Here is a 12,435-nt window from a genome sequence, read left to right as displayed (position 1 = left end):
AGAATGTCATATATGCCGGGTGGCGGCTGCGCCTTACCCGGCCTACACATCATCTTTATCAATAAACTGGCGCACAGGCCTGATAAGCGAAGCGCCATCAGGCACTGTATATGCTACACGCCCCTTTCTGTTAATAATCGAACTGACGGTAGTAGCGACGAATATCCAGACTGTGGCCGGTATATTTCTCGAAGTGCGCCGCCAGCCGATCAACCAGCAGTGTCGAGACGACGCAGGGCGCCATGATCCAGCGGAACTCATCATCAATGCCGTCCAGCGCATACGCTTTCGGATCAATCACCACCAGGTTATCGGTAATTTTACTGGCAAAACGCTCAACGCGTTCATCCAGCGCGCGGCATTTCCCTTCCCCTTTCACCAGAATGAGCGGAACATCTTTTTCCAGCAGCTCCAGAGCGCCGTGGAAAAATTCCGCAGAGCTGACGGGGCGCGTGCGCTTCCACTGCATCTCTTCCAAGATACACATGGAGAACAGATAGACCTCGCCCCACATCTCCGCGCCGCCGACCCACATCATATAATCGCTGTTATGATAACGGCTGGCGATAGCGTCCGCCTGCGGATCAAATTTTTGTTTCGCTTTCAGCAGATTCGCCGGCAGAATTTCCAGTTGGCTGGCGAAGCGATCGTAACTGGCGAATTCGTTATTGCGCGACAGCACGCGGAAAAACAGCCAGTACAGCAACATATATTCATATTCCACGCCATTTTTGTGACGCATCGGAATATGCCATGTCGCCGCCTGCGCCAGCGGAGAGTCCGCATTTTTGGTAATAGCGACTACGCGTATTCCCTGTGCTTTACACCACTCGGCGATCGCCACCGATTCTTTGGTATCGCCGGATTTAGACAGCGTAATAACCACAGAGTCTTTATTCAGCCGCTTATTTCCTTTATGAATTAATTCTGCCGCCTGCTCAACATAAACCGGCAACGTTGTTAATTCTTTGGCAAATTCATTAATTGCCATCATTGGCGCCAGTGAACCGCCAACAGAGGCGAAAAATAAAGAACTGAACCCGGCCTGATAAATCTCGTCAGCAACCTGTTCTGCCTTCTGGCGCGCAGCGATGATCTCACGAGCACTCGTCAGGTACTCGTCCTGATTAAAACCCAACATATTTTTCTCCTGATTGTTCAGATTTTACTTTTTAAAACGCGATCGAAATCGTCAAAAATGCGTACCGAAAGGTCGATGCCTTTCAGTGAGGCGATATGAAACGCCATGAGTTGTACCGGCACAATCAACAGTAATGGCGAGAAATGGTGATCAACCGCTACATCCAGCGCAAGCGTCTGGTCATCCTGCGCCGCCTTCGCCAGCGTGAGAGTAAAGGTTTTGGCGACCGCAGGCGTCATATACTCCCGTAGCGCCCTGGAGCGCGCGTCGGGCCGGTCCTCAAAGAAGAACATCACGTGTTCCGCATTGGCTTCCAGATACGGGCCGTGCATATAGGCTTCCAGCTCAAACCCGCTTGAGGGAACACGCACCGTCTCGGTAAATTTAGTTTCCAACTCTTTTGCCACCCCAACCAGCGCGCCGTAGCCTGTCGCCACAAAACGCGTCCCGTTTCGTAAAACGGCCTGGTGCTGGTGAATAAACGCTTCCGTACGCACGATAACCAACGGCAGGGTTGCCGCGATGCGTTGAAGCTGCGCCACATACTCCTCGACCTGCGATTCCGTCAGCTGCTGCTGACGGGCAACTAACAACGCGATAAGCAACAGATTCAGTACCGTCGCGCTAAATCCACGGGTAACAAAGCCGACGGACTCAATCCCGGTCAGAATATCCAGTGGATAATCACTGGCCTTGCCAAGAGGGCTTTGCGGATCGGCGGTCAGAGCGAATACCGGACGTCCCTGCGCCTGAACTTTACGCATCGCCTCCAGGGTAGAAGCGCTTTTCCCGCTCTGGGAAATAGCAATAACCATATCGGCTTGCGGATCGCTATTCTCATACTGGCTAAAGGTGTACGGCTCTTTAATATCGATAGAGATACCGCAGCGCTCAAAGAAATAACGGGCGCAAAAGGCGGCATTCAATGACGATCCGGTGGCTAATATCAGTATTCGTCGTAACGTTTTTTGGCTGGCGAACCGCGATACTTCTTCCAGCGACTGGCGATGGCAGAGAATAATATTCGCCAGGACGTCAGACTCTTCGTTAATATAGGTCAGCATGGTTGGTGACATTGTGTATCCCTCTTAAAATAACCCTATCCAGGAACCGAAAATTCCCACCAGCGCAATACCGCCAATGATGGTTAACGGTTTCACTTTTTTCCCTAAAAGCCAGTACACAATGGCGAAGCTAATTAACGGCAGCAGACAAGGCATGATGTCGTTAATAATGTCCTGAACATGGGTTTTCGCCTCTCCCGTACCAAACGTAATGGGAGTGGTGATATCAATCATGGAGGCTGTCATCGCGCCAACCACCATCAGACCGATAATCGAGGCGCCATAGGTTAGGCTTTCCATCATTCCGCTTTGCTGAATGCGTTGCAGTACGCCGGTTCCCAGCACATAGCCCCAGCGGGTAAAGAACCAGCGGGCCAGAATATGCGGTACGTTAAACACCAGCAGAAATAAAATCGGCCCCAGAATATTGCCTTTCAGCGCCAGACTGGTACCGATGCCAGTGGCGATAAGACGCAATGTTCCCCAGAAAAAAGAGTCGCCAATACCCGCCAGCGGCCCCATTAACGACGCTTTGACGTTATCGATAGAACTGGCGTCCATCTCTTTCTGCTGGCTATTTTTCTCCTCCATCGCCACGGTAATACCGAGGATCAACGTCACAATGTGCGGCGTGGTATTAAAGAAAGCCAGATGGCGTTTTAGCGCTTCGGCAAGATCTTCTTTTCGGCTATACAGTTTCTTTAATACCGGAATGAGCGTATAGACGAACGCCAGGTTCATTTGTCGTTCATAGTTCCAGGAAAACTCCATCTGGAATGACCGCCAGAAGACGCGGCGTAAATCACGCGCGGTGACCAGACCAGTGGTTTCCGCCTGCTGGCGGTCTTTATCAGAAATCATCTTCATCGTCATGAGACGCTCCTTGCGCAGGTGCCGGTTGCGAGGCCGCAAATTTCGGTATATTGACCATCACGACGGCGACGATCGCGCCGAGAATCGCAATACCCGTCACCGGAATTTTTAAATACGCCATTAAAACAAAACCGAGGAAAAAATAGGGGGCGACCTTTTTATTAATTAATAAGCGCGCCAGCATGGCAAAACCCAGCGCGGGAATAATACCGGTGGCAACGCTTAATCCATGTTTAATAAATTCTGGAATGGCATCCAGAAAACCTTTAACCATATTCACGCCCGCTAAATAAGAGACCGTGACGATAATCCCCAGCATCAGCGACAGCCCAATGCCGGAGATTAAATGCATACGCTCAATGCCCCGGGTATCCCCCACCTCAGCGTAAGCATCGGCTTTATGACAGAGCAACGGAATAAACATTCCGTTATAGATATTTTTCACAATTAACGCCAGTGTCGCGATAGGCAAACCTAATAACAGCGCGGTTTCCGCCCCAGCGCCGGAATTAATCGCAAAGGCCACACCTAAAATACCGCCAGTGACCACATCCGGGGGCAGCGACGCGCCCACCGAAAAGGAACCGATAAACGCCAACTCCAGCGTCGCGCCCATCACAATTCCGGTTTCCATGTCGCCCAGCACCAGTCCGGTTAAAAGTCCGGTCACGATAGGTCTGGAAATCAGCGACGTCCCTAATGCATATTCAGACTGGGCGATAAACGCCACCAGTCCAAGTAAAAGCGCCTCTACCATAATATGTCCTCAGGAGGGTATCCGCTCAGGCAAAAAGTTGTTTACGATCGTTAGGCACCAGCCGAATTTCTATCTCTACTCCGCCAGCCGCCAGCTCCCGAAGTTGAGTCATTTCATCCGCTAACAGATTGATGGCTTTAGCAATATTCTGGCTCCCTTCACGTACCTTCGTGCCGCCTAAATTAATACTTTTAATGTCGGGTAATTCGCGCGCCAGCCGGTACGCATCCGCCACGGACTCAACAACAATAAAAAGTTTATATTTATCGGTAACGCCGCTTTTTATCGCTTCAATTGAATCGGCAATATTTTTAATAACCAACTTCACCGCGGGCGGCTTCGCCATCTTAATGGTGGTTTTACGCAGGTCATCATTAGGTACGCTGTCGTTGGCAATTAAAATACAGTCTGCGCCAACGTACTGCGTCCAGGAAAAGGCGACCTGTCCATGTAATAAACGATGATCCACCCGTAAAAAAACAATCATGACGCTTCCTCCCCTTAAAAATCTTTATCGCTTTGCATGGCGCTGGTGATAGTTTGATTGCAGTACTGAATATTTTCTTTTGAATCCGCTAACGCCGTCATTATGGTATGCGTGGTATTGCCATCGTTTTCCGACATAAAGAGATCGATAACCAGCGGCAGGTTAATCCCTGCCAGCAGATGAAAATTTTCCCGTGATAAATAACGGACAAATTCGTTATTCACGCTGCCGGCAAAAATATCGGTCAGCGCAATAATTTCATCTTCCGGCGGGATCCGGGCAATTAGCGTATCTACCTGCGGGCTTAAATCCACGCTCTCTTCAACGTAAGCGCACAGCGTCCAGACATTTGACCGTTTGCCTAAAATCAGCTCCACGGAGTTTAAAACTCCGCTGGCCAGCGTGCCGTGGCTGGCGAAAATATAATGTCTCTTCATCCTGACCTCTAAAACACATTCCACTGTGATAAAAGAGAGCAAGCGGCGTGCCAGAAAAAGTGGCGCGCCGAAAAAAGATGCGGGTTAACAGAGGGAAATAGTTAAAACTGTTGATCTTGCTCGATAAGTTCTGTTTCGAAGGTCAGGATATTATGAATATAGCCAAGCTCGGCGGTGGGGATTTTGACACTGTAGTTACTCTCAATGACACTAAACGCTTCCCGTAGCCGATTCAGTTCCTGTTCCGGACACTGTTGCCCACTCCAGGCAGTAATGCCCGCATGGCGGATCAGACGCTCAATCAGGCAACTAATATGCACATAGAGCGCCACCTTTCTTTCATTCGAGACGGTAACGCCCGCCAGATGCTCATAGCGCAGCAGAAACTGCTCAACGTGGTTGATGACTTTGCTGGTGTCGAGGATGGTGACGGATTCGATCACTCGTCGGAGCGAGAAATTTTTCAGCAGCAGGTTGTTGATCTCCGCCACCTGCTCCGGAGTGGTTAGCGAACCAAACAGCCGCATCAGGTAGTGGCTCCCCTCGCCGGAGATCAGCGAGTCGAGCGAAATCCACGGCACGCTGGCGATGTGCGGGTCCAGCGTGCCAACTATCGCCAGTACGTCGTAGCGCATAAATACCGGCTCCTGGGTTTTATTGTTCGCCAGCATCGCATAATCGCAGGCGACGACGTCAATCTCCAGCGCCTGTGGAATACTGGCGCTCAGCAATGCGCAAAGATTCGTCGCCACACCGATACCGGTCGCGCAGGTGGTCAGTATGGCGCGCGGTTTGTTGCTTTTCGGCCAGTAGAGCTGATACTCGACCGGCACATCCCGGGCGATATCGCGGGCGATCTCTTCAATAAAATGCCCCTGTAAAATACGCTCCCCTACATACAGGGCCATGCTGGTCGAGACGTTGTTGATAATCGTCACCGGCGTGGAAAGCGCGCGATCAAAATGGCGATGAATGGCCTTGAGCGATCCCATATCCACCAGAATCATCAGGCCGGAGGCGAGCGGATGCTCTTCCAGATAGCGCATCACCTGCTGCGCTATCGCCTCTGGCGTGACGTCCAGCGGCATATCGAACGATTCAAAAATCGTATTTTTCAGTAGCCGGTTGGCGACGTTGGCGATACTGCTGGCGGTGGCATAGCCGTGCGCCAGAATCACCGCATGCGTCACCTGTTTTTGGTTGTTAGCCCCCTGTTTATGCAGCCAAAGCGCCAGCAGCAGCATATCAATGCGTCTCGGCTCCAGATCCAGCTTCTGGCCCAGCGTCTCCAGAATTTGTAAACAGAAGCTGTACAGTAGCGGATATTTCTGGGCGAGGAAGGCGTCCAGTTGGCGGATCTGCTCGCTGTTGAGACGAGAAGGCGCCAGTGCGGTACGATGGATTAAATAGTGGCTAAGCGCGTAAATACAGTTGCCGTTAAGCTGCATATTGAAGAGCTTCTCCAGACGATAAAACTCTTCCCGCACCTGGCTTGTAATTAACAGCAACCGCTGTGAGTGCACATTATCGTCGCCGGTAAAAATCAGGCGATCGAAGAGGGTCTCAATTTCATCGCCCATTCTTTTTTGTACCGTCTCCCACCCCTCTTTCCCGCTACGTACCAGCTCGTACAGCGCCAGCACATGACACTGCGTATCATGGATCATGCCCTGCATCTCGTCGCGGGCGCGCAGCAGCCAGGTAAGGTTCGTGTCGGGCGAGATGCTCACCGGCGTGTCGTCCGCCAGCGGTTCATTCAGTGACGGCAATGCCGACAGCATGGCATCCGGCAGATCGTGCAGCGACACGGTAACGGTTTCCTGCCCAGGCTTTTTCGCCCATGCCGTCGCCACCGCATACTTCACCACATTTTTCAGCTCGCCGACGTTGCCGCGATAAACATATTGATTGAGGATCTGCAACAAACGCGGTTTGAGGATAAGCGTGGCCGAAAGTTTTTTCGCCTCCGTCCAGAAAAACAGTAAGATCAGCGCCTCTTTTTCCTGGCGGCTACGGTGCTGGAGATCCGGCAGGTTGACCTGAATCGGGATGCGTCGCAAAAATGTCGTCAGAAAGGTACTGTGTATCTCTTCGGTCGTCGCAAATACCAGACGTACCGAAACCGGATGCCCCTGCGCGGTGTCGCCTACCCGATAAATTTCACCACGATCGAGCCAGGTAAAGAGCTTCTCCTGCCCTTCGGCGCTCAGCCGGTGGACTTCATCCAGAAATAACATGCCGCCGTCAGCCGCCTCGAACGCGCCCGGTCTGTCGCTCTGCGCGCCGGTAAACGCGCCCTTCACATAGCCAAAAAGATTCGCAGCCAGCAGTTCGGGATTGCTCGCATACTGGGCGCAATTAAAACTGATAAATGGCGCATCCGGCGACAGAAGCGCCTGGGCGATGGCATATTCGTGCATGAGCTGCGCCAGATAACTTTTCCCGGTGCCGCTTTCGCCGGTCATCAGTAGCGGCAGTCCGCCGTCGGGATAAAACAGCGCGGTTTTCAGTTGCTCAATCGGCCGCTTCAGGCTTTCGTCATGACCAATCAACAGAGAAAAGTGATCGTCCGGCGCGCACTCCTGTTCCCCGTGCGCTAACAGCTCCGCGACGCTGGCGTATTCATTACGCGAAAGGGTAAAAAACTGTTGGCTAAATGCCTGCTTATGCAGGAAATAGACGGGACGGGTATTGATTTTGCAGAGCACGCCCTGCGCCACCAGTTGGTTCAGATAATGGCTGGCGGTATTACGCTGCATATTAAAACGCTGCGCCAGATAGCGCGCGGTAAACACCTCACTGACATTTTCCGGATCAAAAAAATCCGTTTGGTTCATCAGGAAAGCAAGCAGGGCATCTTTGCGCATCGTATCCTCTCACGATTACCACATCAGCAATTATGATGCCGCGAAACAAGGCTCTCCTGCCGTGCGTTCTCTCGCTTTATTCATTTTTTGTGGATCACCGCACACCTTCACTCAACGTTGGATTAGCGCGCGATATCAGAAAAGAGAGAAGGAAGCGGCGCACGGCCTGGCGTATGAATCACGCTGCACCATGCGCCTGATGCTGGTTTAAAATCGGCCTGCGCGGACTGCCAGGCCTGGTAAGCGCTACGCCATCAGGCAAAAGTGTGAACATCTCATCCGGCCTACGGTCGTCTGTAGGCCGACTGTTCACCATACGCCCTTAAAACGTTTCCCAATTATCGCTGCCGTCGGCCACAGCGGCCTTTGGTGACGACACGGCTGCCGGGGTTTTTACCGCAGCCACATCACGCGCACGCTGCTGTTGCTGTTGAATACGGAACACCGCGACGGCCTGGGTCAGACGGCTGGCTTGCTCTTCCAGCGCCGCAGCCGCGGCGGCGGACTCTTCCACCAGCGAGGCGTTCTGCTGCGTTACGCGATCCATCTCCGCTACCGCCAGGCCCACCTGGTCGATACCACGGCTTTGCTCGTCAGACGCCGAGGCAATCTCGCCCATGATATCGGTCACGCGGGTCACTGCATTGACGATCTCATCCATGGTTTCACCGGCGCTTTCGACCAGCGTCGAACCTACATCAACACGGCTCACGGAATCCTCAATCAGACTCTTGATCTCCCGCGCTGCCTGCGCGCTCCGCTGGGCCAGATTACGGACTTCACCGGCCACCACCGCGAACCCGCGTCCCTGCTCGCCTGCGCGCGCCGCTTCTACCGCCGCATTCAGCGCCAGGATATTGGTCTGGAAAGCAATACCGTCGATTACGCTGATAATATCGGCGATTTTCTGCGAACTGGAGGCGATATCGCGCATTGTTTGTACGACGTTATCCACCACTTTGCCGCCTTTTTGCGCTGTTTCAGAGGCGCTCAATGCCAGGTGACTGGCCTGACGGGCGTTTTCGGCGTTCTGTTTCACGGTGGCGGTCAGTTGTTCCATACTGGCGGCGGTCTCTTCCAGAGACGCTGCCTGCTGCTCAGTACGGGAAGAGAGATCGTTGTTGCCCATCGCAATCTCGCTGGCGCCGCTATAGATCGCATTCGCGCCGTTACGTACATCGCCAACGGTACGCATCAGTTCACTTTGCATATGACGCAGGTTTTCAGCCAACTGCCCCATTTCGTTGGAGCCTTCCACGTCGATACGCTTCACCAGATCGCCGCTGGCGATATGACGAATGCTTTCAATCAGACGATTCATCGGGGCGATAAGCGACAGTTTGATGCCGAACCAGACGGCGATAATGACCACCAGAACGGCAATCAGCACACTGACCAGTACCCACATCGCCTGGTTGTAGGAACTGTTGTTATCCTCAACAGCAATATCGTACAGACGATCGTTTTGCTGCATATAGGCCATGTACTGCTTCTCAAAAGCGTCCTGATAGCTTTGAGTCGGTTGATCAAAAAACTCGTTAATCTTACCCGCGCCAAGAAGCTGAATAAGCTCCGCCAACGCGCCGTGGTAGATATCATAGGTTCGTTTGATCTCAAGGAAAGCCGCTTCACTCTGACGTGGGTCGCGCGGTAACGCCTCATACTGCGCCCAGTTTTTTTCGGTCAGCTTCAGCGTATTGGTCGCCCCCTGCATCAGTTCAGCGACAGTTGCGCCGCTGCCAATATTGCTCTGGTCCATCATCCAGCGGATACCCGCGCGATTCAGGGTATTACGCGTTTGCAACAGCTCCACCCAGGTTGCATTCAGGGCAGACTGCTGCTGACGAATGGTTTGCAATACGGTGAAGTTTTCTTTGTCATTCTTCAGCGAGTTGAAGAGCAGCCCGCCGGATGTCAGTTGTAAAAGGCCAAATAGCGCCAATACCAGCAGTAAGCTGGTAACAATTTTAATTCGCTTTAACATGTTTTCTCTTTCCGCTAGACAGATACAGAATTTTCGGCCTGGAAAGGGAAAACTTTATGGGATGCGCGCCATTAATATCACGATTAGCTCAGTGAAGTCGTTATGACGCCCCGCGCAACAAGGATCGTCCCATTTTATATCGTGATCTCAATCACATAAAATAGCCCACGCCCTCCTCCGCGAAACCGCTTACCGGTACGTCCGACCGCTTAAACCGCCATACAACCACTCACTGATTTACCTAACTTTACGCGCGCGATGATCTGGCAAGATCCTCTCAGCATAGCAGTCAATCTACCTCCTCAAACACGAACTCAATGTCCACCCAGCTTCGGCTGATAATTAAACTTACAACCAGGTTTTACTATGGATACGAAAAAGATATTCAAGCACATACCCTGGGTGATTCTCGGAATCATCGGTGCTTTCTGCCTCTCGGTCGTTGCCCTACGTCGGGGTGAACACGTGAGCGCCCTGTGGATCGTGGTCGCTTCCGTTTCCGTCTATCTGGTGGCTTACCGCTACTACAGCCTGTACATCGCCCAGAAGGTCATGAAACTCGACCCGACGCGCGCGACGCCGGCGGTTATCAATAACGACGGCCTGAACTACGTGCCGACTAACCGCTACGTGCTGTTTGGTCACCACTTCGCCGCCATCGCTGGCGCAGGTCCGCTGGTCGGGCCGGTATTGGCCGCGCAGATGGGCTATCTGCCGGGGACACTGTGGTTACTGGCGGGCGTGGTGCTCGCGGGCGCAGTGCAGGACTTTATGGTGCTGTTCATCTCTTCCCGCCGTAACGGCGCCTCTCTTGGCGAGATGATCAAAGAAGAGATGGGTACCGTTCCAGGCACCATCGCGCTGTTCGGCTGCTTCTTAATCATGATCATCATCCTCGCGGTGCTGGCATTAATCGTGGTTAAAGCGCTGGCCGAAAGCCCGTGGGGCGTCTTCACCGTCTGCTCCACGGTGCCGATTGCGCTGTTTATGGGCATCTACATGCGCTTCCTGCGTCCGGGACGCGTAGGCGAAGTCTCCGTTATTGGTATCGTGCTGCTGGTGGCGTCTATTTACTTCGGCGGCGTGATTGCCCACGACCCTTACTGGGGCCCGGCGCTGACCTTTAAAGACACCACCATTACCTTCGCGCTGATCGGCTACGCCTTTGTTTCCGCGCTGCTGCCGGTATGGCTGATCCTCGCCCCGCGCGACTATCTCGCTACCTTCCTGAAAATCGGCGTGATCGTCGGTCTGGCGCTGGGGATTGTGATCCTCAACCCAGAACTGAAAATGCCGGCGTTGACGCAGTATGTCGACGGTACCGGCCCGCTGTGGAAAGGCGCTCTGTTCCCGTTCCTGTTCATCACCATCGCCTGTGGCGCCGTCTCTGGCTTCCACGCGCTCATCTCTTCCGGCACCACACCGAAACTGCTGGCCTGTGAGACCGATGCGCGTTTTATCGGCTACGGCGCGATGCTGATGGAGTCCTTTGTTGCAGTGATGGCGCTGGTGGCGGCCTCGATCATTGAACCGGGTCTCTACTTCGCGATGAACACCCCGCCGGCAGGTCTGGGCATTACCATGCCAAACCTGCACGAGATGGGCGGCGAGAACGCGCCGCTGATTATGGCGCAGTTGAAAGACGTTACCGCACATGCAGCGGCGACCGTCAGCTCCTGGGGCTTTGTGATTTCCCCGGAACAAATCCTGCAAACTGCGAAAGATATCGGTGAACCGTCAGTATTGAACCGCGCAGGCGGCGCGCCAACGCTGGCAGTAGGTATCGCGCATGTGTTCCACAAAGTCCTGCCGATGGCGGATATGGGCTTCTGGTATCACTTCGGTATTCTGTTCGAAGCGCTGTTTATCCTGACCGCACTGGGTGCGGGTACCCGTTCCGGCCGCTTTATGTTGCAAGATTTACTGGGTAACTTCGTCCCGTTCCTGAAAAAAACCGATTCTCTGGTCGCGGGTATCATCGGTACCGCAGGCTGCGTCGGTTTGTGGGGCTATCTGCTGTATCAGGGCGTGGTCGACCCGCTGGGCGGCGTGAAGAGCCTGTGGCCGCTGTTCGGTATCTCTAACCAGATGCTGGCCGCCGTGGCGCTGGTGTTGAGCACCGTGGTACTGATCAAAATGCAGCGCACCAAGTACATCTGGGTGACGGTAATCCCGGCGGTATGGCTGCTGATCTGCACCACCTGGGCACTGGGCCTGAAACTGTTCAGCGCCAACCCACAGATGGAAGGTTTCTTCTACATGGCAAACCTGTATAAAGAGAAGATTGCCAACGGCACCAACCTGACCGCGCAGCAGATTGCCAATATGAACCATATCGTGGTGAACAACTACACTAACGCTGGTTTGAGTATTCTGTTCCTGGTGGTGGTGTACAGTATTATCTTCTACGGTTTCACCACCTGGATGAAGGTACGCAACAGCGATAAACGTACCGACAAAGAAACCCCGTATGTGCCCGTGCCGGAGGGCGGCGTGAAGATCTCTTCACACCACTAAAACTGATGCCGGGTAGCGCACAGCGATCCCGGCTAGTGTAGGCCGGATAAGGCGCAAGCCGCCATCCGGCTTTATTCATTAACAGGACGGCAGAATGTTTGATACTTTAGGTCAGGCAAAAAAATATCTCGGCCAGGCGGCAAAAATGTTGATTGGTATTCCGGACTACGACAACTATGTCGAGCACATGAAAACCAACCATCCCGACAAGCCGTACATGACCTATGAAGAGTTCTTCCGCGAACGTCAGCAAGCACGTTACGGCGGCGATGGCAAAGGCGGTATGCGCTGTTGTTAATGGAGAGACT

General features: G+C 53.2%; 10 protein-coding genes. 2 read left to right on the top strand and 8 right to left on the bottom strand.

The window, feature by feature from the left end; all coding sequences use genetic code 11:
- Positions 1–130: 130 nt before the first annotated feature.
- From ACQ29O_RS03885 to tsr, 8 genes are all read right to left on the bottom strand, one after another.
- On the bottom strand, positions 131–1,141 hold the full coding sequence (locus tag ACQ29O_RS03885) for an SIS domain-containing protein (RefSeq protein ID WP_000900307.1): 1,011 nt from the start codon (positions 1,139–1,141) through the stop codon (positions 131–133).
- A 17-nt stretch (positions 1,142–1,158) separates the two neighbouring features.
- The gene (locus ACQ29O_RS03880; RefSeq protein WP_020937324.1) at positions 1,159–2,217 is read right to left on the bottom strand and encodes an SIS domain-containing protein; all 1,059 of its coding nucleotides are present in this window, start codon (positions 2,215–2,217) and stop codon (positions 1,159–1,161) included.
- Positions 2,218–2,229: 12 nt separating this feature from the next.
- A complete protein-coding gene (locus ACQ29O_RS03875; protein WP_000178066.1) occupies positions 2,230–3,078 on the bottom strand; it encodes a PTS system mannose/fructose/sorbose family transporter subunit IID in 849 nt (282 codons plus the stop codon).
- The gene (locus ACQ29O_RS03870; protein ID WP_000228864.1) at positions 3,056–3,835 is read right to left on the bottom strand and encodes a PTS mannose/fructose/sorbose/N-acetylgalactosamine transporter subunit IIC; all 780 of its coding nucleotides are present in this window, start codon (positions 3,833–3,835) and stop codon (positions 3,056–3,058) included. Before ACQ29O_RS03870 ends, ACQ29O_RS03875 begins: the two co-directional genes overlap by 23 nt.
- A gap of 25 nt (positions 3,836–3,860) precedes the next feature.
- On the bottom strand, positions 3,861–4,322 hold the full coding sequence (locus ACQ29O_RS03865; RefSeq protein WP_000634729.1) for a PTS sugar transporter subunit IIB: 462 nt from the start codon (positions 4,320–4,322) through the stop codon (positions 3,861–3,863).
- Between the two features lie 14 nt (positions 4,323–4,336).
- Complete coding sequence (locus tag ACQ29O_RS03860; protein WP_253336210.1) at positions 4,337–4,759, bottom strand: PTS sugar transporter subunit IIA; 423 nt, start codon at positions 4,757–4,759, stop codon at positions 4,337–4,339.
- Between the two features lie 101 nt (positions 4,760–4,860).
- A complete protein-coding gene (locus tag ACQ29O_RS03855; protein WP_001224198.1) occupies positions 4,861–7,626 on the bottom strand; it encodes a sigma 54-interacting transcriptional regulator in 2,766 nt (921 codons plus the stop codon).
- A gap of 322 nt (positions 7,627–7,948) precedes the next feature.
- The gene (tsr, locus tag ACQ29O_RS03850) at positions 7,949–9,610 is read right to left on the bottom strand and encodes a methyl-accepting chemotaxis protein (RefSeq protein ID WP_000919525.1); all 1,662 of its coding nucleotides are present in this window, start codon (positions 9,608–9,610) and stop codon (positions 7,949–7,951) included.
- Between the two features lie 366 nt (positions 9,611–9,976).
- Between tsr and btsT the strand changes: the two genes are divergently transcribed.
- Positions 9,977–12,127 (top strand): pyruvate/proton symporter BtsT, encoded by a 2,151-nt coding sequence (gene btsT, locus ACQ29O_RS03845; RefSeq protein ID WP_020937323.1) that lies wholly within the window; start codon positions 9,977–9,979, stop codon positions 12,125–12,127.
- 94 nt (positions 12,128–12,221) lie between these two features.
- Complete coding sequence (locus tag ACQ29O_RS03840; protein WP_000460616.1) at positions 12,222–12,425, top strand: YbdD/YjiX family protein; 204 nt, start codon at positions 12,222–12,224, stop codon at positions 12,423–12,425.
- Positions 12,426–12,435 lie beyond the last annotated feature (10 nt).

It is taken from the genome of Salmonella sp. GDC200615, assembly GCF_050574145.1.
GTDB lineage: Bacteria > Pseudomonadota > Gammaproteobacteria > Enterobacterales > Enterobacteriaceae > Salmonella > Salmonella enterica.
This window is presented reverse-complemented; position numbering and strand designations above follow the sequence as displayed.

Excerpts from the sequence above, each read along its gene's own strand:
- ACQ29O_RS03840 (WP_000460616.1), top strand. The coding sequence starts at position 12,222 with ATGTTTGATACTTTAGGTCAGGCAAAAAAATATCTCGGCCAGGCGGCA.
- ACQ29O_RS03860 (WP_253336210.1), bottom strand. The coding sequence starts at position 4,759 with ATGAAGAGACATTATATTTTCGCCAGCCACGGCACGCTGGCCAGCGGA.
- ACQ29O_RS03865 (WP_000634729.1), bottom strand. The coding sequence starts at position 4,322 with ATGATTGTTTTTTTACGGGTGGATCATCGTTTATTACATGGACAGGTC.
- ACQ29O_RS03875 (WP_000178066.1), bottom strand. The coding sequence starts at position 3,078 with ATGACGATGAAGATGATTTCTGATAAAGACCGCCAGCAGGCGGAAACC.
- ACQ29O_RS03880 (WP_020937324.1), bottom strand. The coding sequence starts at position 2,217 with ATGTCACCAACCATGCTGACCTATATTAACGAAGAGTCTGACGTCCTG.
- btsT (WP_020937323.1), top strand. The coding sequence starts at position 9,977 with ATGGATACGAAAAAGATATTCAAGCACATACCCTGGGTGATTCTCGGA.
- ACQ29O_RS03855 (WP_001224198.1), bottom strand. The coding sequence starts at position 7,626 with ATGCGCAAAGATGCCCTGCTTGCTTTCCTGATGAACCAAACGGATTTT.
- tsr (WP_000919525.1), bottom strand. The coding sequence starts at position 9,610 with ATGTTAAAGCGAATTAAAATTGTTACCAGCTTACTGCTGGTATTGGCG.
- ACQ29O_RS03885 (WP_000900307.1), bottom strand. The coding sequence starts at position 1,141 with ATGTTGGGTTTTAATCAGGACGAGTACCTGACGAGTGCTCGTGAGATC.
- ACQ29O_RS03870 (WP_000228864.1), bottom strand. The coding sequence starts at position 3,835 with ATGGTAGAGGCGCTTTTACTTGGACTGGTGGCGTTTATCGCCCAGTCT.